The 20547-nt window shown below is 34.7% G+C and carries 16 protein-coding genes; 9 read left to right on the forward strand and 7 right to left on the reverse strand.

Going from position 1 to position 20547, the window contains the following annotated elements:
• Nucleotides 1-3: 3 nt before the first annotated feature.
• The 3 genes from FA046_RS04405 (at nucleotide 4) to FA046_RS04415 (ending at nucleotide 3040) form a co-directional block, all read left to right on the forward strand.
• Nucleotides 4-993, forward strand: a complete 990-nt coding sequence (locus FA046_RS04405; protein WP_136825132.1) for an MlaD family protein — start codon at nucleotides 4-6, stop codon at nucleotides 991-993.
• A gap of 422 nt (nucleotides 994-1415) precedes the next feature.
• On the forward strand, nucleotides 1416-2237 hold the full coding sequence (locus FA046_RS04410) for a type IV toxin-antitoxin system AbiEi family antitoxin domain-containing protein (protein WP_136825133.1): 822 nt from the start codon (nucleotides 1416-1418) through the stop codon (nucleotides 2235-2237).
• The gene (locus tag FA046_RS04415; RefSeq protein ID WP_136825134.1) at nucleotides 2234-3040 is read left to right on the forward strand and encodes a nucleotidyl transferase AbiEii/AbiGii toxin family protein; all 807 of its coding nucleotides are present in this window, start codon (nucleotides 2234-2236) and stop codon (nucleotides 3038-3040) included. The genes FA046_RS04410 and FA046_RS04415 overlap by 4 nt, the downstream gene beginning before the upstream one ends.
• Nucleotides 3041-3441: 401 nt before the next feature.
• Here FA046_RS04415 and FA046_RS04420 read toward each other — a convergent pair whose 3' ends face one another.
• Genes FA046_RS04420 through FA046_RS04440 form a run of 5 tightly spaced genes read right to left on the reverse strand, consistent with a single transcriptional unit; the run spans nucleotide 3442 to nucleotide 6681 of the window.
• Nucleotides 3442-4644 carry a DUF3570 domain-containing protein gene (locus FA046_RS04420; RefSeq protein ID WP_136825135.1) on the reverse strand — a complete coding sequence of 401 codons (1203 nt, stop codon included), beginning with the start codon at nucleotides 4642-4644 and terminating at the stop codon, nucleotides 3442-3444.
• Nucleotides 4645-4652: 8 nt separating this feature from the next.
• Nucleotides 4653-4871 carry a DUF4266 domain-containing protein gene (locus tag FA046_RS04425; protein WP_136825136.1) on the reverse strand — a complete coding sequence of 73 codons (219 nt, stop codon included), beginning with the start codon at nucleotides 4869-4871 and terminating at the stop codon, nucleotides 4653-4655.
• Nucleotides 4872-4873: 2 nt separating this feature from the next.
• Nucleotides 4874-5767, reverse strand: coding sequence for an FAD:protein FMN transferase (locus FA046_RS04430; protein ID WP_225870875.1), 894 nt, complete (start codon nucleotides 5765-5767; stop codon nucleotides 4874-4876).
• 43 nt (nucleotides 5768-5810) lie between these two features.
• Complete coding sequence (locus FA046_RS04435) at nucleotides 5811-6242, reverse strand: thioredoxin family protein (RefSeq protein ID WP_225870876.1); 432 nt, start codon at nucleotides 6240-6242, stop codon at nucleotides 5811-5813.
• A 16-nt stretch (nucleotides 6243-6258) separates the two neighbouring features.
• On the reverse strand, nucleotides 6259-6681 hold the full coding sequence (locus FA046_RS04440; RefSeq protein WP_136825138.1) for a QcrA and Rieske domain-containing protein: 423 nt from the start codon (nucleotides 6679-6681) through the stop codon (nucleotides 6259-6261).
• A gap of 226 nt (nucleotides 6682-6907) precedes the next feature.
• Between FA046_RS04440 and FA046_RS04445 the strand changes: the two genes are divergently transcribed.
• The 3 genes from FA046_RS04445 to FA046_RS04455 all read left to right on the forward strand — a co-directional run bounded on the left by FA046_RS04445 (nucleotide 6908) and on the right by FA046_RS04455 (nucleotide 10738).
• Nucleotides 6908-7420 carry an RNA polymerase sigma factor gene (locus FA046_RS04445; protein ID WP_136825139.1) on the forward strand — a complete coding sequence of 171 codons (513 nt, stop codon included), beginning with the start codon at nucleotides 6908-6910 and terminating at the stop codon, nucleotides 7418-7420.
• 77 nt (nucleotides 7421-7497) lie between these two features.
• A complete protein-coding gene (locus FA046_RS04450; protein WP_136825140.1) occupies nucleotides 7498-8433 on the forward strand; it encodes a FecR family protein in 936 nt (311 codons plus the stop codon).
• A 4-nt stretch (nucleotides 8434-8437) separates the two neighbouring features.
• Nucleotides 8438-10738 (forward strand): FecR domain-containing protein, encoded by a 2301-nt coding sequence (locus tag FA046_RS04455; RefSeq protein WP_136825141.1) that lies wholly within the window; start codon nucleotides 8438-8440, stop codon nucleotides 10736-10738.
• A 33-nt stretch (nucleotides 10739-10771) separates the two neighbouring features.
• On the opposite strand, the gene dacB is transcribed toward FA046_RS04455, so the two are convergent.
• The gene (dacB, locus tag FA046_RS04460) at nucleotides 10772-12106 is read right to left on the reverse strand and encodes a D-alanyl-D-alanine carboxypeptidase/D-alanyl-D-alanine endopeptidase (protein ID WP_136825142.1); all 1335 of its coding nucleotides are present in this window, start codon (nucleotides 12104-12106) and stop codon (nucleotides 10772-10774) included.
• Nucleotides 12107-12249: 143 nt separating this feature from the next.
• On the opposite strand from dacB, the gene FA046_RS04465 reads away from it, so the two are divergent.
• The 3 genes from FA046_RS04465 to FA046_RS04475 all read left to right on the forward strand — a co-directional run bounded on the left by FA046_RS04465 (nucleotide 12250) and on the right by FA046_RS04475 (nucleotide 19100).
• Entirely contained in the window at nucleotides 12250-13449 is a 1200-nt protein-coding gene (locus tag FA046_RS04465) for an aspartyl protease family protein (RefSeq protein ID WP_169303299.1), read from the forward strand.
• Nucleotides 13450-13525: 76 nt separating this feature from the next.
• Nucleotides 13526-16498 carry a WD40/YVTN/BNR-like repeat-containing protein gene (locus FA046_RS04470; RefSeq protein WP_136825144.1) on the forward strand — a complete coding sequence of 991 codons (2973 nt, stop codon included), beginning with the start codon at nucleotides 13526-13528 and terminating at the stop codon, nucleotides 16496-16498.
• Between the two features lie 73 nt (nucleotides 16499-16571).
• The gene (locus tag FA046_RS04475; protein ID WP_136825145.1) at nucleotides 16572-19100 is read left to right on the forward strand and encodes a zinc-dependent metalloprotease; all 2529 of its coding nucleotides are present in this window, start codon (nucleotides 16572-16574) and stop codon (nucleotides 19098-19100) included.
• 100 nt (nucleotides 19101-19200) lie between these two features.
• Here the strand turns inward: FA046_RS04475 and FA046_RS04480 are convergent, their stop codons facing one another.
• Nucleotides 19201-20475 (reverse strand): FAD-dependent oxidoreductase, encoded by a 1275-nt coding sequence (locus FA046_RS04480; RefSeq protein ID WP_136825146.1) that lies wholly within the window; start codon nucleotides 20473-20475, stop codon nucleotides 19201-19203.
• Nucleotides 20476-20547: the final 72 nt, after the last annotated feature.

Consider the following 20547-nt stretch of genomic DNA (forward strand, 5'->3'; position numbering starts at 1 on the left):
GACATGAGTCAACCATCAGATAATAAACGGGCAATAACCGTAGGGATTTTTTTATTTTTAGGCTTAGTGATTTTCCTAGTTGGGGTTTTTACTTTAGGAGGCCAAAAAAAGACATTTGTTAAAAGCTTTAGCTTAAACGTTGTTTTTGACGATATTCAAGGCTTAAAAGCCGGCAACAATGTTTGGTTCTCTGGAGTTAAAATTGGTACTATAAAAAAGGTGCAATTTTACGGAACTTCACAAGTTCAGGTATTTTTAAGCATTGAAGAAGAAGCGCATAAATACATCCATAAAGATGCTAAAGCCAGTATCAGTTCTGATGGTTTAATAGGAAATAAAATTGTAGTAATTGATGGTGGCTCTCCCAAATTTCCTTTTGTAGAAGACGGAGATAAATTATTGGTGAATACTACCCTATCTACAGATGATATTATGAAAACCTTACAGGTAAATAATAAAAACCTGGTAGACATCACCACAGATTTTAGAATTCTATCTCGCAATTTGGTTGATGGAAAAGGAGCCGCAGGCGCTTTACTTTCAGACCAAGAAGTGGCAAATAATTTTAAAACTATTGTAGCCAACCTTCAAAGCACCACTTCATCGGCAAATAAAATGGTTGATGAGCTCAATGCTTTTACCAGCAAACTAAATAACAAAGGTGGTTTAGCCGATCAGGTTTTAACAGATACCGTTGTTTTTGCAAGATTACAAGCGTCTGTAAAGGCTTTAGAAAAAACCGCAGCTTCTGCCGCAACCTTAACAGAAAACCTAAACCAGGCGTCTAATAAACTCACCAAGAGCGATAATGCAGCAGGCTTACTTTTAAATGATGCGCAAACTGCCCAACAAGTGAAAGCCATTATGCAAAACCTACAAACCAGCAGTAAAAAGTTAGATGAAAATTTAGAAGCTCTACAACATAATTTCTTGTTAAGAGGATTCTTTAAAAAGAAAGAAAAAGAAGCCGAAGAAGCAAAAACAATAAATTAAGGGCGTTCCCCTGATAGCTATCGGGGCGGGCTCCAATCTACGCCACAGGCATTAATCACATTAGCTGGTATCCACTGCCCGCTACGTTCAAGCTGGCGTTTCTATCCTTAACACAAAAGGCGGTGCTTTCTGAATTCTTTTGTGGGTTAAATAAACTCCGTTATATTTAATAATCCATTAAATACTACCTAAAATTGAATTATATATATGGAAAATATGCGCTATGGGTAGCGAGCCAACCCTTCGGTAAAACTAAAAGAGCCACTTTTTAGCTAACGGACCGTTATGAATGATGTTTCATATCTTAAATATCAGATTTTTCCTGACAATTATACTATAAAGTATAATTTTTCAAAGCAAAAAGCAAAACATTAAATTATCTTTCGTATTATTATAGTCAGGTTTATCCTGACAATATTACTATGAAAAGTAAATACATATCAACGCAATCAAACAAACTTCTATCCTATTTCAATGGACAAAACAAGACTTGCTTTGACTATAGCGAAGCATTCCACGCAATGCCTAATTCAAAGGAAAGCACACTTCGGGAACTTTTAAGCGACATGACAAAGCGTGGACTTTTGATGAGATTGAAAGACGGAGTTTATTACGTCATACCATACGAAGCAAATGCTGAAAACTTTATGCCCGACTGGCATTTAATAGCTGGAAACTTGGTAAATGATGCCAAATATTATATTGGCTACTATTCTGCTTTGCAGATTCATAATCTCATCACACAACCTTCATTGAAGGAACAAATTGTTGTTTCAAAACAAATTCGACCATCGGAAATAAAAATCAAAAATGTTCCTTTTCAATTCATTTATCATAATGACAAGCATTTTTTCGGGGCAAAAAAAATATGGATTGATAGTTTCAATAAAGTGCTTTGTTCTGATTTAGAAAAAACATTTATCGACTGCCTATTCAAACCTGACTATGCTGGTGGTATAGTGGAAATAGCAAGGGCAATTTATGCTTCAAAAGAAAAAATAAACTTCGATATACTGTTTGATTATGCAAAAAAATTTGATTCTCAAGCTGTAATAAAACGTTTAGGGTTTTTGTTGGAAATACTCGACATCAATTCAGAAATCATTGACGATTTACAAAAAATAAAAACAGCTTCTTACGTAGTCCTTGACACCGAATTGCCAAAGGTTGGCAAACGCAACAGTCGTTGGAGCATTCAGCAAAACTTAGAAACCGAAACCATTAAATCGGCTATTTACACATGATTAAGCCCGGAGAAATACAGCAAAAAGCAAGAATTGTTGGCGTTCGTGACCAGCAGATTGAAAAAGATTATATTCTTTCATGGATATTAAAAGGTATTGCACAACATGAACAACTTTCAAAAGTTATCGTGTTTAAAGGAGGAACTGTTTTAAAGAAAATCTATTTTGAAGATTACCGATTTTCGGAAGACTTAGATTTTACCTTAATCAATATTGAAATTTCTAATGAACAAATTTTTGAATTGTTCAGAGAAACCTTTGAATACATTAAGGAAGAAGCCAATATTCCACTTGAAATCATTGATAATAACGAACACGAAGATGGTGGCATTAACTTTTACATAAGCTATATCGGACCTCTTGGCGGACAAGGAAATAACAAACGAGTAAAGATTGACATTTCGAGAAGCGAACAACTGGTTTTTGAGCCAGTAATGAAAGATGTTTTCATTTGCTATTCCGATATGGAAGAACACCAAATTTTGTGTTACCCATTGGAAGAAGTATTAGTGGAAAAAATGCGGTCAGTGATGCAAAGAATGCAAGCCCGTGATTTTTACGACATCTGGTATCTTTTGGAACAACACGGAATGGACGTAGATTTTTATTTGAACGAATTCGAAACAAAGTGTAAAAGCAAAGAATTAACTCATACAGATTTTCCGAAAAAATTAACTGAAAGATTACCACAATACAAAGGTCGTTGGCAAAGTTCAATGAGTGAACAAATAAAAGACTTGCCCGACTTTGACCAAGTAGAACGAGAAGTGCAAAGACATTTAAAGAAACTTAACCTGAAATGAGTATAAGTATTTCCTTACCGTATTACGAGATGAACCTGACTGAACCGTAATAGACATGATTGGCCATACTTCGAAGGGGTCTTAATCCTTCAAAAGTAGGGGCTGATTCTACTGCATTTATCGCTCGCAGAAACCTGGTCAATTTCAAACGGATTCAGGTGGTCTATTTCACAGGAATTTCCACATGCCAACATACGACCAAAGTTTTTAATAGAGCTTACAAAGCCGAACCAAAATAAAAATTGTTTTTAAAAATTTCCACGCTTCAAAAAAAAGCAACGCACAGCCGACACTCTATGACACAGAAACTCAACAACGACAATGGTTAGTAACGCAAGGTTCCTTTGTGAGAGACCCTGCTTGGACGATACAAAGCATCCTGTTCACACAACTTCTTAGTATTATTTGAACCTTAAATTTAAACTGATAATGTTAGAATTTAAGCCATTACTACGGTTATAATGCCCGTATCTTAATTCTAACATGCTTAATCTGCTCACCCCAAAAACTCCGGCTGGTGGCGCAAACCTTATGCCTGCTCCAAAATAATCACTATGGAACTTTGATAAATCGTAATCACTAGAATAAAATTCCTGAGAAAATGAATGTTGCTGATAACCTGCAAAATAATCTGATGCTGTTTGTTGGTAATACCTATAAAACGGACTTATAGAGGCAAAAGGCGTAATTTTTACCGACGTTTCTAACTCTGCTGTTTGTGAGTTGATGCCCCAATTATCAGTATAATACCTAAAGAAGGACCTAAACACTAAATTATCTCCTAAAAAATAATTTAACCTTGCCCCAATGGGCAGTTTTACCCGGTTGCTTGGTAAAAACTCGGCTCTCGAAAATCCATTACTAAAGTAAACTCTTTGGTAACGGGTAGCTAATAAACCTTGCTGATAGCTGGGTTCAACCATTATTAAACCCTGAAAAGCTTTATTAAAAACCTGCGATAAGCTAAAAGCAGCGCTAAATGAATTTCTTGGTGCTCGGTCGTTTTGTAAATACCCTCCCGAACCAAAATTATCTGGCCTTAACTCAATAGGTAAAATCACTTTCCAGGTGTCAAAAAATGCCTGAAGTTTTATAGAAAAATCGGTGTTTTTGTCTTTAGAAGATTTAGAGAAATTAATACCTCCACCAAAAGAAGTGTAATCATACTCTGCAGATGAAGAAACATTAAAGCCAATGCTACTTCCTTTTTGCTCATTAGCAATATTCCAACTTAAGGATGGATAAACCCTAACATCAGAATAGGAAGGAGAAGAAACGGTATTTGGATCTATATTATCAGACGAAGCAGAGGTGTAAGTATCAATGCCTATTTCAAAATCATAGGTGTGTTTTAATCCTGTTTTTCCGTAACGAGATAATTTAAGATCAAAAGTATTAGACAAATCGGTTAATTTTTCGGTACCAATACCACCTGTAACGGCAGAGTTGTTTCCGTCTTGGTTGTAATAACTGTTTACCAAATCGGCTTGTTCAAATTTTAGTTTCCTTTTCTCGTAAGGAACACTATCTTTTTTAACCGCTTGTGCAAAACTGGCAATAATACCTAAGTACAAAGCAACTATGGTGAGTGAAATGTATTTCATAATCTTAATTAATTACAGCCGCAACCACCACCACTTTTTCCTCCGTTTGCACCAGAAGACCCTTCACGATAAAGCTGAAAGTTTTGTTCAAATTTTTCGGCTTTTCTGGCGGCTAATTCCATTTCAGAATCGTTCAATTTAACTTTTTCATAGGCTTTTACAGAGCTGCAAGCCACCAATAAGTTAGAAGCAGCAATAAAAACGAGCAAGAGTTTTAGTGTTTTCATGTTTAGTTGATATTAATATTTTTTGAAGTATATAATTTATGATCATCATCAATAATGATACAGGCCACATTTTTAAGTTGATTAATAAGGTTTAAGCCAACTGCCACCCCCATTACCATTACCGGGGTGGCTAGGGCATCAGCCAATTCTGCCTGTGGGCAAATAATACTTACGCTTTTTATTCCTCCAACAGGAAAACCCGTATGTGGGTCTATTGTGTGCGAGTATTTTTTTCCGTTAATGATAGCGTATTTCTCATAACTACCAGATGTTGCAATAGCCATATTACTAATATTGAGGTAAGAAAATGCTTTAAGCTGATGTTCTGGATCTGCAATTCCTACTGTCCAGGGTTTGCCGTTTGGTTGATTTCCCCAAGTCACTAAATCTCCTGATGCATTCACAATGCCGTTTTTTACTCCGGCATCTTGTAAAATTTTTCGGGCTCTATCAGCAGCGTAACCTTTTCCAATACCACCAAAGCCAATGCGCATTCCTTTTTCTTTTAAAAAAACAGTTTGTGCTGAAGCATCTAGGATCACATTTTTATAGTTGATTAATGCTACTGCTTTTTTTGCGTCTTCTGGGTTTGGTAAACTATCCATGTGGGTATCAAAATTCCAGAAACGTTTATCTAAAGAACCGTAAGTGATATCAAAAGCACCCTGACTAATTTCTGAAATTCTTGTTGCTCTTTGAATGAGCTGAAAAACTTCTAAATCTACCTTTACAGGGATAATACCAGCATTTTCATTAATTTGATTAGTTTGGCTATTTGGTTTAAAAGTAGTGAGCAATTGTTCAATTCTACTAATCTCGGCAACAGCCTCATTAATTTTTTGTTGCGCAAAATCATCCTCTTCAGCAACAATGCTAATCTCAAACTGATTTCCCATCAGCTTCATAGACCGCTTAAAAATTTGCTGTTTTAAGGTTAATTCACTTTTTAGCATCTTCTACTTCTTTAACAAAAGCTTCTGAAGTTTCGTTTGGAAAGCCTTTCCATTCTTTAATTACTTTTCCGTTTTCATCTAACAAAACAGTTAAAGGGAAATCGCCATCGGGATTGTAAAGAATAGCTAAATCGTTATTCTTTTTTAATTGTTCGGCTGGTAATTGGTTCTTTTTTAATCGTGGAAAATCTGCCCTCACCAAAACCAAATTACCTTCGGCATATTTTATAAAAGCTTCTTTTTCAAAAATTTCTTTATGTGTTCTAATGCATGGGCCACACCAATCTGATCCAGAAAAATTAATCAAAATATACTTATGGCTTTCCATCGCTTTTGTTTTAGCGGTAGAAAAGTCGTTTTCCCAACTATTGCCAGTCAATAAAAATGACAGAAAAAATATGCTTAATAACTTCATCATCTGTTTGATATTAAATTTATGAATAAATACGAAGATTTGTACCTGTTAGTTGTGTTTTATATTGAGCTAATGGTTTGCTGGTTTCAATACCACTAGAAACGCCAGTTTCAGAAAAAATTGCTCCGTGATTTGGGCAATAAAATTGTTTGTTATTTGCTCTATAAATCACGTTGTAAGTTTGATGCGTACAAGTTTGTGAAACTGCAATGTATGTGCCGGTTGTAGTTCTTGCAATAATTATTCCACCTGAATAAAGATAGCCTCCGTTTGTGTTTAATGCCGAATTTGTGGAAGCGTTTAAATCTAAAGTGAAATCTACATTAGTTGGAGCCGATGTAGAAGGGCTACCTGTTGAACCTTTAGAGCAACCAATACAGTTAAATACTGCTACTGATGCTGCTCCCATACCTATTGCTGTTAAAAAATCTTTTCTGTCCATACTGCTTTTGTTAATATCCGTTTAAAATGCTTCTTACCCTTAAATGTTTTGTTTTTATTTGATTTTTGCAGTCAAAATTTTTGATCAAAAATCACTTATCTTATCGCTACTGCTATTTTATAATTTTTGAATATTCAGGTATAATACAACACTAAAAAAAAATACCCTACCTCAGGATGTATTTTTTTTTATTTAGTTTTAACCATTCCCAATAGTATTCTTTTAAATGCAGCAAGAATCAACAAACATTTGTAATCCTAAAGTTTTTGAAACCATTTTTAGGACTTATGCTAAAGAGGTGAAGCGCTTTGTTTTTTTTAAAACAAGAGATATGGATGCAGCCGAGGATATTGTTCAAGATGTTTTTGTTAAACTTTGGGGGAATTGTAGTGAGGTGGCTTTTAATTCTGTGAAAGGCTTTTTATTTACCATTGCTAATAATTTGTTTCTTAATACCGTAGTTCATAAAAAAGTAGTTGAAAAACACCAACAAGAATTTTCTAAAGAAGGCACTAGCGAATCGCCTGAATTTATCTTTTTAGAACAGGAGTTTTTAGTAAAACTAGAAACTGCTATTGGTGATTTGCCCGCAAAACAACGAGAAGTATTTTTATTAAGCCGATTAGAGCGTAAAAAGTACAAGGAAATTTCTGAGTTATTAGGGATATCTGTAAAGGCGGTTGAAAAAAGAATGCACCTGGCCTTATTGGTGCTGAGAGAAAAAATTGGAAACGTTTAAAACAATTAGACCATAAAAAATTAATATTAAAGTAGGGTATTAAGGGGTTTGATTGTATAATTGGTGAGACAAAAAAAATGGAAAATAGAATTGATGATATAGATGAGGAAGTTTACCTGGCAAAATGGATGGCCGGAGAAATTTCTGATGCGGAGTTAAAGCAACTTATATCTGAAAATGATTTCGCATCTTTCCAGAAAATAAAAGCTGGAATAACCATTTTTGAACAATTAGAAGCTCCTTTAGATCTTACTTTTCAAAAAATTAAGGAGAAAATCAAATCTAATGCTCAAACAAAACCCAAGGCTAAGATTTTAAACCTTTATTCTAAAATTGCATTGGCTGTTGCCGCTGCAATCATAATATTTTTAAGTATTAACATTTTTTTTGGTGATCATTACATCATTCATCAAACTGGTTTTGGCGCACAAGAGGTAGTTATACTCTTAGATGGATCTGAGGTGATATTAAACGCTAAATCTGAATTGAAATACAATAAAAAAACTTGGAATACCAACAGAGAAGTTTCTCTAAAAGGAGAAGCTTTTTTCAAAGTAAAAAAAGGAAGTAAATTTACAGTGGTCACCAATCATGGAAAAGTTGTTGTATTAGGAACGCAATTTAACGTAAATTCAAGAAGTGATTTTTTTGAAGTAATTTGTTACTCAGGTAAGGTAAAGGTTGTTTCTAAATCAAAAGAGTTGATGTTGCTTCCTAATCAATCTATGAGAAATATTTCTGGTGAAATTACAGAAGCAAAAGCTGTTATTTTAGATGCCGTTCCAACATGGATAGTTGGCGAAAGCAGTTTCAAAAGCGTACCTCTTAAGCAAGTAATTTTAGCATTAGAAAATCAGTTTAATATTCAAATTGATTCTAAAAACGTTGATGATGCTGTAATATTTACAGGCAGTTTTGATCATAAAGATTTAACTATTGCACTTGCTTCGGTTTTTAAAACCGTTCAGCTTAAATATTCTATATCAAACAATAAAGTAACCTTGTCTAAATAGCTTAATGAGATTAATAATTTATTTTATTTTCTTATTGATTCCAACTCTTGCTTTTTCGCAAAAAAAGACGCCTATTTACTTTAATTCAACCCCTGTTTCAGAAGCGTTTTCTATCCTCGAAAAAAAGTATGAAGTCAAAATTTCTTATGCCGATAGCATTCTGAAAAACAAAGTAATCACTTATCCAGAACAAAGCAGCACCCTGGCAGAGGTATTAGACCATATTTCAGAAAAGTTAAATATAGATTTTCAATTGATAAGTGATCGCTACATTGTTGCTACCCAAGGTAATTTATACCAAAATACTTCTAGGCAGTTAGCCGAAGTTGTAATTACAGGTTATTTAACAACAGGTATTGCAAAAAACAAGGATGCAAGTTTTACTTTAAAACCAAAGCAATTAGAAATTTTGCCCGGTTTAACAGAGGCTGATGTTTTAGAAAGTATTCAAGAATTGCCCGGCGTAATTAGTCCAACAGAAACAGCTACCGGTTTAATTGTGCGTGGAGGAAATTCAGATGAAAATCAGGTAATTTGGGATGGCATAAACATTTATCATAATGGGCATTTGTTTGGAATGATCTCAGCTTTTAATCCAAATATCACCCAAAATGTAACTTTTATTAATAAAGGAACCAACCCTCGATATGGTGATAGGGTTTCTAGTGTAATAGATATTGCTACGGATAATGCCTTAGTAGAAAAAACAAAAATGGGTTTTGGGCTAAATGGCGTAAGCGGAGATGCTTATTTGAATACCCCATTAGTAAAAGATAAGTTAAGCTTAATGTTGTCTTATCGAAAATCTTATGAAGGGCTATTTGAAACCAGCACTTTTGAAAAAATTGAACAAAAGATATATCAGAGCACAAAAATTTATGATACCGGAAATTCTGAAGAGTCTATTTATTTCAGAGATTATAATATCAAATTAAATTACGTTGTAAATAAGAATAATTTTCTTTCGGCAAGTTTTATCCATATTGATAATGATTTAGAACACAATAATACTTTAAGCGATGAGGAGTCTTTTCGTGATGTTTTAGACACAGAAAATAATGGCTATAGTTTTAACTGGGAGAAAAAATGGAGTAATAACGTAAAACAATACAGTAAAATTAGTCGCTCTAATTACCTTTTAAACTATAATTTTATTAAAACTGAAGATGAAACCCAGCTATCAGATTTTAAAAAAGAAAACCTAATTAAAGACACCGATTTTTTAACAGAGTTGGCCATACAGTCTAAATCAAACAATAAAATAAGCTTAGGTTACCAGTTAACAAATAAAAATGTAAGTTATTCTTTTACAGAAACAACCAGTTTGCAATATGTTTTAGATAGCAAGAAAGCCACCGTGAATACCCATGCGCTTTATGGCAATTATTCTGTGAGGAGTTTAAAATCTATTGATCTTGATTTGGGCTTAAGAGCTAATTATTACAGTGAATTAGGAAAAATAAAAGTAGAACCCAGGTTTTTAGCGCTAAAAAACATTACTGATTATTTAAAATTGCAAGTAACCGGGGAGATAAAAAATCAAATTATCAGCCAAATTGAAGAGACCGTATTAAGTGATTTACCTATAGAAAATAAGCTTTGGAGATTGGCAGACGGAAGCAACACATCGCCCATAATAAATAGCAAACAGGTATCTATGGGCTTGCTTTTTCATAAAAATGGCTGGAGCTTTGATCTTGATACTTATTATAAGAACGTTAACGGAATTTCAACCCTTTCTTTAGGTTTTTTAAATAGTAATTTGAATAGGTTTCATTACGGTGAGCAAAAAATTATAGGGTCAGATGTATATTTAAAGAAAGATTTTAACACCATAAAAACATGGATTAGCTATTCTTTTAACAATATTGACGAACAGTTTAACGGCATAAACAACAACGTTGCTTTTACATCAGGCAATGAAATTAAACAGGCATTATCTATTTCAACTGCTTACAAAACTCAAAAATTTCAGATAGCGTTGGGTTGGAAATGGCACATTGGTAAACCTTATTCTATTTCAACTATAGACGCATTAAATGGTAACGTAATTTTTAACGGAATAAACACAGGTAATTTACCTAATTATCATCGTTTAGATTTATCGGCAGTGTATAATTTTTCTATTTCAAGTGTATCTAATATCAACGGAAAAATTGGTTTTTCTATCAGAAACTTGTACAATCACAAAAATCATTTGAGCAAAGAATATTTAGGTAATAATATCCCTAATGATCCTATTATAGTGATTGATAAATACTCATTAAGTTTAATCCCAAATTTTCTTCTTAGAATATATTGGTAAGCTTTACCGGAGTTAAAAAAGGTTTAAATTTTTTTAATAACTATCGTGAATATAAGTCAATATTCTTTCTACCTCTCCTCTAATTTCTGATGTTGGGCGGATGTAGTTATTATTCATGTAAGAGAACAAATATTTTTTACCCGATTTACCTACCAAATACCCGCTTAAACTATAATTATTAGATAAACTGCCTGTTTTTGCGAATACAAAAGATGATGTACTGGATTTAAACATGTTTCTTAAAGTTCCGGATTTGCCACCATTGGGTAATAGGTTAAACAATCTTTTTTCATTACCCACTTTATCATAAATATTTTGAAGAAGAACCACCATATCTCGTGGTGTAAAAAGATTTAATCTTGATAATCCTGAGCCATCTACCCACTGAATTTTATCGGGCAAACCGCTCAAATATTTTTCAGCAGCTATTTTAATCAGCTCTTTGGTATTCATGTTTAAGTGATTTGCTGCCGCACAATTCAGTAAAATTTCTTCGGCAATAAAATTATCACTTGGCTGTAGCATGTGTTTGTACAAACTATCAGCCTTTAAACTATATAAAACTTTTGCTTGGGCGGGTATTGGTCGCCACGCCAAATTAACAACAGGTTTAATCACCATTCCTGTAGCCAGTAAAGTATCGGTTAGTAAATTTTCTACCACATTTTTATTCAAATGCAGCGGAATAGTTTGCTCAAAATTAGCCGATAAAATGGTTGGAACAGTAAGGTTGTTATTGTCTAAATTTCTCTTAATATTTTTAGCTTTCGCTGATGCATTTACTTCGCTCAAATACATAGAAGGCAAATCTGGCGAGTAAACTAATTTACCATTCTTAAAAGTCGCCTTTAAGCTATTGCCGTAAATAGGAAACTCGGTAATTTCTGTTTGGTAATAATCATTATAATCATCCCAACTCCAACCGGCTCCAAATTTTTCTCCCTGATACCTTCCATTTACCAGATAAATGCTTTTTCCTGAGTTTTTTAAAAAATCAAATGCTTTTTGATCCTTAAAATCGGGATGTAAAAAAGAGGCATCGGCCATAGGCCAAACAATTAAAGAATCTTTATTAATCACGTATTCAAATGCCGGGATAGAATCGCCCAACATATTTAGTGCGGTATAAAAAGTAAATAATTTGGTGTTAGATGCAGGCGTAAAGTAGCGCTCCGCATTTTGCTCAAACATATTTTGTGTTGCTCCAATTTCTCGCACAACAAAACCTACTTGATGTTGTTGATTAATAGCCGAAGAATTAATTTGATTGGCAATGTTTTGTGAAGCAGATGGTATTTGTTTTTTTACCGCACAAGAGGTGAATGTGAAAAGAACGGTAATAAATAAAATCCAATACTTTATTTTCATAAATGATTATTTAAGCATTGCAAATTAGTAAATTGAATGTTAATACGATAGATATAAAGTCAGATCAATATATTTAACAAACCAAAAATTGCCTAATTGCCAGTATGTTAAGTGTTACCAAGAAAATATTTTTATGTCTCATAATGTGTTTTTATGCATTAATTGGACCATTATTTTCTCAAAACACGTTTAATTTTAAAGGCAAAAGGCAAAAAGAAGTTTTAAATTTTACCAAAGCCAAAGGGCTAATGGTAGTTACCACCTACATTAATGGTAAAGGTCCTTTTAATTTTATTTTAGATACCGGCGTAGGTTTAATGGTGATAACCGATCCTAAACTTAAAGATTCATTAGATCTTAAATACGTTAGAAAAATTCAAATCAAAGGCTTGGGCGAAGGGAAAGATATTGACGCTTTTTTAAGCCCTTTTTTAAAAGTAGAAATAGGTTCAACCATTGCCGAAAGTACTTCGGCAGCTATTTTAGATGAAGATATTTTTGATCTTTCTACCTATGCAGGTATGCCAATACATGGCTTAATTGGATATGATTTTTTCAAAAGCTTTATCATCAGAATTTATTACGAAGCCGGTTTTTTAACCATCTATAAAAAGGAACAATCAAGGTTAATTAGAAAAGGCTATAGAATTCCCATTAGTATTGAACAAAACAAGCCTTACATTCAGGTATTTGCTGATGTTGGCGAACAAAAGAAAATTCCACTTAAAATGATTATAGATACTGGAGCAGGTCACCCAATATCTTTAGAATCTAATAATGGATCGGCTTTCCCTTTGCCAAATAAATTTATAGTGGCCAACTTGGGTATTGGTTTAAGCGGCAATATAGGCGGCTTTATTGGTCGTTTAGATAATTTTAAAATTGGCCGTTTTGATATTGAAAGCCCGGTTTGTTCTTTTCCCTATTATGAAGATGTAGGCGCTAAAGTAACCAGTGTTAAACGAAATGGAAGTATTGGAAATCAACTGTTAAAGAGGTTCGAAATTATTTTTGACTACGAAAGAAGTTGTATTTATCTAAAACCAAATGCTTTTTTTAACACCGCCTTTGAGCATGATATGAGCGGTATGGAGCTTTATGCTTCAGGATCTGATTTTAAAAGATATTTTATCAATAGAATAGAACCGCAATCGCCGGCAGATGAGTTTGGTCTTCAAAAAGATGATGAGATTTTAAGCATCAATTTTAAGCCGGTAAGTATGATGTCTTTTGATGAAATTACCGAAATGTTAAAATCTAAAGAGGGCAGAAACCTTTATTTTGAGATTCAAAGAGGAAAAGAAAATCTAAGAGGAATTATCACACTTAAAAGAAGAATCTAAAATTGTAATGATTACGATACAATTTATTTAGATACATATTTTCCTTAACTTAGAAATTCTAAACTAGATTTTTTTCATGAATAAACTGGCTCTTTCCATCCTAAGCTTTTCTTTAATAAGCTTACAACTTAGTGCTCAAAAAAGTAAAACTAAAATCCCCACTGCCCTTACTGCAACATCAGCCACTCAAAGACTAGAAGGTTATCAATTAAGAAAAACTTTAGAGGATAACTCTTTGGTAAAAAACCTTTCTTTCAGCAATATTGGTCCAACGGTAATGAGCGGTAGAGTAGTAGATGCTGATATTGATGAGAATGATCCTACACGTTTTTTTGTAGCCTATGCCTCCGGCGGATTGTGGTATAGTAATAATAACGGAATATCTTTTGAACCCATGTTTCAGCAAGAAGCAACCATGACTATTGGTGACATTGCTGTTGATTGGAAAAATAAAACCATTTGGGTGGGCACAGGTGAAAACAACAGCAGCCGCTCTTCTTATTCTGGTACAGGAATATACAAATCTACCGATTGGGGTAAAACCTGGCAATGGCTAGGTTTGGCAGAAACCCACCATATTGGCCGAATTAAATTACACCCTAGCAACCCCAATATAGCTTGGGTAGCAGCAACAGGGCATTTATATTCTCCTAATAAAGAAAGAGGAATTTATAAAACCATAGATGGTGGAAAAACTTGGAAAAACACTCTTTTTATTGATGATAAAACCGGAGCAATAGATTTAGTTATTGATCCTAAAAATCCGGATAATCTATACACTGCAACCTGGCATAAAGAACGTACCGCCTGGAATTTTGTAGAAAGTGGCAGCACTTCTGGTATTTATAAATCTATAGATGGTGGCAATACCTGGGGTTTATCTAGCACCGTAACAAGTGGTTTTCCTACCGGCGATGGTGTTGGTAGAATTGGTTTAGCTATTTATCCAGAGAATCCTCAAATTATTTATGCTGTTTTAGACAATCAGTTTCCGAGAGAAAAAATAGCCGAAACAGAGAAAAAAGACAACTTTACTATTGAAACTTTTGCAACGTTAAACAAAGTAGATTTTGCCACATTAGACAATAAAAAACTAGATGCTTTTTTAAGAGAGAACAGATTTCCGGCTAAATACACTGCTAAATCTGTGAAAGAAAAAGTAGCAAATGATGAAATTAAACCTCAGGCCATAGCCGAATTTATTGATGATCCTTATACTTCTGTTTTTGCGGCTCCACCAAAAGAAGCCGAAGTTTATAGATCTGATGATGCAGGTAAAACCTGGAAAAAAGTTAGCGTAATGGATTTAAAAGGCCTCTACAATACTTATGGCTATTATTTTGGGCAAATAACGGTTTCACCAACAAATCCTGATCAAGTTTACATTATGGGTGTTCCTCTTTGGAAATCAGAAGATGGGGGCAAAACTTTTAAATCTATAGATAAAGAAAATGTACATTCAGATCATCACTCTCTTTGGGTTGATCCTAAAAAAGATGGCCACATTATTAATGGAAATGATGGCGGTTTAAACATTTCTTATGATGATGGCAAAACCTGGTTTAAAGCTAATACCCCGGCCGTTAGTCAGTTTTACTCTGTAAATTATGATATGGCTAAGCCTTACCAGGTTTATGGTGGCCTGCAAGATAATGGCGTTTGGATGGGCCCTTCTAATTATAAATTTGATTATGGTTGGTATGATGATGGTGCGTATCCATACAAAAGAATTGGTGGTGGAGACGGAATGCAAGTAGTGATTGATACTCGTGATAACAATTTAATTTACTCAGGTTCTCAATACGGAGTTTACTCCAGATACAACAAAGAAATCGGCGAAAGAATGCCTTTTCAACCTAAGCATGAGTTGGGTGAGCGTCCGTTAAGATGGAATTGGGAATCGCCTATCCATATTTCTAAGCATAATATGGATGTGATTTATTTTGGCGCAAATAGATTATACAGATCTTTAAATAAAGCAACAGATTTTGTGCCCATCTCTCCAGATTTAACCAAAGGAGGCAAAAAAGGCGATGTTACTTTTGGGACTTTAACCACCGTAGAAGAATCTCCTTTAAAATTTGGATTAATTTATACCGGCAGTGATGACGGATTAGTTTATGTGAGTAAAGATGGGGGTGGCAGCTGGACGAAAATTTCAGATCAGCTTCCGCAAGATTTGTGGGTTTCACAAGTTTATCCTTCTAAATTTAATGAAGCCAATGTTTATGTTTCCCTTAACGGATACCGTTTAGATAATTTTAACTCTTATGTTTATCAATCAAAAGATTATGGCGCAACTTGGGTTAAAATAGGCGAAAACTTACCTGCAGAACCCGTAAATGTGGTAAAAGAAGATCCAGAAAATAAAGATATTTTATATGTAGGAACAGATCATGGTCTTTACGTAAGCTTTAACCAAGGTAAAACTTTTGAACGTTTTAACGGAGGATTACCCGCTGTAGCCGTTCATGATGTAGCCATACACCCAAGAGAACATGAATTATTGGTAGGCACACACGGAAGATCTTTATGGAAAGCAAGCGTAAAAGAAGTGCAGCAAATAGACGCCCAAATGATGGCTAAAGCAATCAGTTTATTTGAATTAGAATCTGTAAACTATAGCACCGCTTGGGGTAGAAAAGGTTTTGATGGGGAGTTTTTTGAGCCTACTTTTAAAATACCTTATTACGCCAACCAAACAGGTACAACCATAATTACTGTAGCAACAGAAAGCGGAACGGTATTGAGTAGCTTTATTGATAATGCCGAGAAAGGATTAAATTTTGCAACCTATAATTTCTCTTTTGATAAGGCCAAAGCAGAAATGCTTCAAAAAGATTTAAAAATAGAAGAAACCATAAAAGGAGCTGATAATAGCAACTTTTATTTAAAGCCAGGCAAATACACAGTTTCGGTGGAACTTAATGGCAATAAAGCTTCCAAAACTTTAACACTAGTTGCGGGTAACAGAGGGCAAAGAAGTTTTGAGCCAGAAGCCAAAGGCGAACCCGAAGAAGAACCAGATGGAAGACCCGAAATTAAGTAACAAAGTAGTTATCAATTAGCTCAGTGTCTTTTTATCCTTACATTAGAAATTTAAAAACTAAAAATAAACAAGAATGAACAAAAACTTACAGATGTTTAAACTGGCTGGGGTAATATCCCTTTCGTTGGCTATTTCTGCGTGTTCTACACAAAAGAAAGCAGCGCCAACTGCTGCCAGCGCAACAGCGTCAAAAGCGAACGGTGCAGCGCCTGGTCCTGGTGGCCCTAGCGCCGCTAAAAAAGAAGGCATAAAGCGTTTCTCTGAGGTAATCACAGCAAAAGCGAAAACAGACAAAGGTTTGTTTAATGTTCACTTTTTAGATGGTAAATATTACTACGAAATCCCAGATTCTTTATTTGGAAGAGAAATGTTGGCAGTAACCCGTTATGTAAAAACGCCAACTGCTGATGGAACTTATGGTGGTGAAGAAATTAATGAGCAAGCCTGGGTATGGGAAAAAAGAGATAAGCAAGTAATGATTAGAGTACCTTCTTACGCTAACATTGCAGCGCCAGGTACTGATATGTTTGAGTCGGTTAGAAACTCAAACTTAGCGCCAATCTTAGCTTCATTTGATATCAAAGCTTTTAATAAAGATTCAACAGGTGTAGTAATTGATGTTACTGATTTCTTTTCAAAAGATGTTTCGGCACTTGGTTTAAGCACAGGTGTTAAAACAGCTTATAAAATTTCCAGATTAGATGAAACTCGTTCTTATTTAGATACGGTAAAATCTTTTCCAGTAAATATTGAGGCTAGAACGGTAAAAACTTATATCGCAACCACGCCTCCGGGAGACCCATCATTAGGTTCGGTAACTGTAGAATTAAATACATCTATGTTGTTATTGCCTAAGGTACCCATGAAACCTCGTTTATCTGACGATAGAGTTGGTTTTTTCTCCAGAAGACAAACAGATTATGGTATTGATGCGCAAAGAGCAACCGTTACCAGATATGCTGATAGATGGCGTTTAGAGCCAAAAGACCCCGCTGCTTATGCAAGAGGTGAATTGGTTGAGCCAAAAAAACAAATTGTTTACTACATAGACCCAGCTACTCCTGCAAAATGGAGACCTTATTTAATTGCTGGTGTTAAAGATTGGAACGCAGCTTTTGAAGCGGCTGGTTTTAAAAATGCCATTACTTGTTTAGAGCCACCAACCAATGATCCTGATTGGTCTCCAGAAGATGCTAGATATTCTGTCATCAGATATTTTGCCTCCAACATTGCAAACGCTTACGGTCCTCATATTTCTGACCCACGTTCAGGCGAAATTTTAGAATCTGATATAGGTTGGTACCATAACGTGATGAACTTGGTTAGAAACTGGTTCTTTATCCAAACAGCAGCTATCAATCCTGATGCTCGTTCTCCAAAATTTAGAGATGAAGTAATGGGTAAATTAGTTCAGTTTGTTTCTTCTCACGAAGTTGGACATACTTTAGGTTTGCCACATAACTTTGGTTCAAGCGTTGCTTTCCCGGTAGATTCTTTACGTTCAGCTTCTTTCACCAAAAGAATGGGTGGTACCGCACCATCAATTATGGATTATGCTCGTTTTAACTATATCGCTCAACCAGGTGATGAAGGTGTAATTTTATACCCAGGTGTTGGAGCTTATGATAAATGGGCTGTTAAATGGGGATATTCTTGGTTTGATAACAAAACAGTAGAAGAAGAAGCGGCTATTTTAAATAAATGGACCATTGAAAAAGCTGGTAATCCATTATATTTTTACGGACAGCAAACTGGTAATCCAATAGATCCAAGAGCACAATCTGAAGATTTAGGTGACGATGCTATTAAAGCTTCCACTTATGGTATCGCTAACTTAAAGCGTATTTTACCAAATATCGAAAAATGGACTTACGAAGAAGGTAAGCCTTATGATAACTTATCTGAATTATTTGGCGAAGTTTTAGGTCAGTGGAACCGTTATATGGGCCATGTAAGATCTAGCATTGGCGGTATTTATGAGAATGATAAAACTTACGAGCAAAAAGGGGCTGTTTATACTCACGTAGCAAAAGCAAAGCAAGAAGCTTCTCTTAAATTTATTGTTGATCAAGCTTTCAAAACTCCAACTTGGATGTTTGACCAAGCTCAGTTAGCTAAGTTTGACCAAGCTGGTATCATCAATACTTTAAGAAGAACACAAGCTGGTGTTTTAAACGGAATTTTAGATGTAAGCAGAATGTCTAGAATGATTGACAACTCTGCTAAGAATGGAGCAAATGCTTACTCAGTTGAAGAGTTATTTGGTGATTTACACCAAGGAATTTTTACCGAATTAAGTACTGGTGCTAACATTGATGTTTACCGTAGAAACTTACAAAGAGCCTACTTAGATAGATTAGAAACTTTAGTTATTGATGCGCCTGCAGCTCCAACAGCTATTGCGCCTGGTGGTCGTGGAGGTAACTTTGGACCAACAATTAACGCTGGCGATACAGACATTAGACCTTTAGCTCGTTTGGAGTTAATGAATTTAAAAACTGATATTACTAGAGCTTTACCTAGATACAGTAATGCAACAGTAAAAGCACACTTAGTAGATGCTTTAGCAAGAATAGACGCTATCTTAAATCCAAAAGGGTAAAAAAAAGCGTAATTTGATACAAAAAAAGGCATCCATAATATTCTGGATGCCTTTTTTTATAAAAATGATTTAGGCATTTTGATTCGAGAATAAGAAAATCTTACCTTAAAAAGTACCCATTAAAATCTATTCTGATGTTAAAGGGAGCAAGGTAAGCATCTAATAAAACAGCTAATTCTACTTTATTAATCAATTGATTTTCTTTAAAATCTGAATTAAACGTGTACTTGTTTTTCCAATCGGCGGCAAGCTCTTGCTGAATAGAGATTGGGTCTCTGCCACTCACAAAACTCAATAAAGAAATTGCGTTGGCAACAGTTAAATCATCCACCTTGTTTTCTATAAACCAAATTCTAGAACGAGGAAATAACTCGGCCATTACAGCTTTAATAGCTATCGCTTTTACGGTTTCATTTGGGTTAAAAAGCCCTGTTTTAAAATCCAATCTCAAAATACCACTTGCAATTACTTTCTGTACTGGGTACCAAGCATAATCGTCTGTTTTAATATCTAAAGCCGGATATAAAAAACTTTTGTAAGTAAACATTTCTCCTTGTGTTAAACGAATATTTGCTTTAGAAGGCGTGGTGTCAAAAAATGGTCCGTAAGCCGCTAAAGCGCCAACAGCTTGTCCCATGTTCATCCATAAAGCAATATTTCTAAAATCGTCTATTGCAAAATCTCTGAAGGCTGCCATAGAAACTATCAACAAATTTTCTTTCTCTTGTGGGATAAATACGCCCAATGGGATGTAATAAATGCTTAAACTATCTTTACCAAAACCGGCTGCGCCACTAGTACGATACAACTTTTGCAATTGCTCATAAGGTTGAGTTTGCTGGTTTTGATTGTAGTTTACCAGATTAGTAAACTTGCCATCTTTATCATAATTGATAATATTATTTTGTGCCAAAGGCGATACTTTTAGGTTGGTGGTGGCATCTACCAAAACTTTACATTTAATTTCCTCAGCTTTTCCGTTAATTATAACTTTTACTTCCCAGCCATCTTTTCTTTCGGTAATACTACTCACCTCTGTAGCACTTAGGTATTGTAAATCTTTGGTGTTTTTTACCATTTCTGCCAATACATTTCTAGGATCTGTTAGGGTAGAATCCGAAGCTTTTTTGTATTTATCTTTCCACTCTTTCCATAAACCGGTATCAAAGGCGGCAATGTTCATTTCGGGGGTGGTCTCTCCAATTAATGAAGTACTTGGGTTAATCAATAAGGTTTTTACGCCACTTCTAGCGGCTTGTATAGCTGCGGCTGTACCTGCTGCTGTACCACCTAAAATAATTACATCTGGTTTGTATTGTGCTTGTGCACCAATAGAAAGAATCAGGAAAATGATCCAAATAAATTTTTTTATCATAAGCCTAAATTAACGATATATAACACAAATAAATTTTATTGGATTTTGTTTTTAACATATTTTAACCGTAGT

The organism is Pedobacter cryophilus (assembly GCF_005116455.1).
In the GTDB taxonomy this organism is placed as follows: Bacteria; Bacteroidota; Bacteroidia; order Sphingobacteriales; family Sphingobacteriaceae; genus Pseudopedobacter; species Pseudopedobacter cryophilum.

Bases quoted from the DNA above. Each gene is read 5' to 3' on its own strand.
- FA046_RS04425 (WP_136825136.1), bottom strand. From the start codon at position 4,871: ATGAAAACACTAAAACTCTTGCTCGTTTTTATTGCTGCTTCTAACTTA.
- FA046_RS04475 (WP_136825145.1), top strand. From the start codon at position 16,572: ATGAACAAAAACTTACAGATGTTTAAACTGGCTGGGGTAATATCCCTT.
- FA046_RS04410 (WP_136825133.1), top strand. From the start codon at position 1,416: ATGAAAAGTAAATACATATCAACGCAATCAAACAAACTTCTATCCTAT.
- FA046_RS04440 (WP_136825138.1), bottom strand. From the start codon at position 6,681: ATGGACAGAAAAGATTTTTTAACAGCAATAGGTATGGGAGCAGCATCA.
- FA046_RS04480 (WP_136825146.1), bottom strand. From the start codon at position 20,475: ATGATAAAAAAATTTATTTGGATCATTTTCCTGATTCTTTCTATTGGT.
- FA046_RS04430 (WP_225870875.1), bottom strand. From the start codon at position 5,767: ATGGGAAATCAGTTTGAGATTAGCATTGTTGCTGAAGAGGATGATTTT.
- FA046_RS04455 (WP_136825141.1), top strand. From the start codon at position 8,438: ATGAGATTAATAATTTATTTTATTTTCTTATTGATTCCAACTCTTGCT.
- FA046_RS04470 (WP_136825144.1), top strand. From the start codon at position 13,526: ATGAATAAACTGGCTCTTTCCATCCTAAGCTTTTCTTTAATAAGCTTA.
- FA046_RS04420 (WP_136825135.1), bottom strand. From the start codon at position 4,644: ATGAAATACATTTCACTCACCATAGTTGCTTTGTACTTAGGTATTATT.
- FA046_RS04465 (WP_169303299.1), top strand. From the start codon at position 12,250: ATGTGTTTTTATGCATTAATTGGACCATTATTTTCTCAAAACACGTTT.
- FA046_RS04445 (WP_136825139.1), top strand. From the start codon at position 6,908: ATGCAGCAAGAATCAACAAACATTTGTAATCCTAAAGTTTTTGAAACC.
- FA046_RS04435 (WP_225870876.1), bottom strand. From the start codon at position 6,242: ATGATGAAGTTATTAAGCATATTTTTTCTGTCATTTTTATTGACTGGC.
- dacB (WP_136825142.1), bottom strand. From the start codon at position 12,106: ATGAAAATAAAGTATTGGATTTTATTTATTACCGTTCTTTTCACATTC.
- FA046_RS04450 (WP_136825140.1), top strand. From the start codon at position 7,498: ATGGAAAATAGAATTGATGATATAGATGAGGAAGTTTACCTGGCAAAA.
- FA046_RS04415 (WP_136825134.1), top strand. From the start codon at position 2,234: ATGATTAAGCCCGGAGAAATACAGCAAAAAGCAAGAATTGTTGGCGTT.
- FA046_RS04405 (WP_136825132.1), top strand. From the start codon at position 4: ATGAGTCAACCATCAGATAATAAACGGGCAATAACCGTAGGGATTTTT.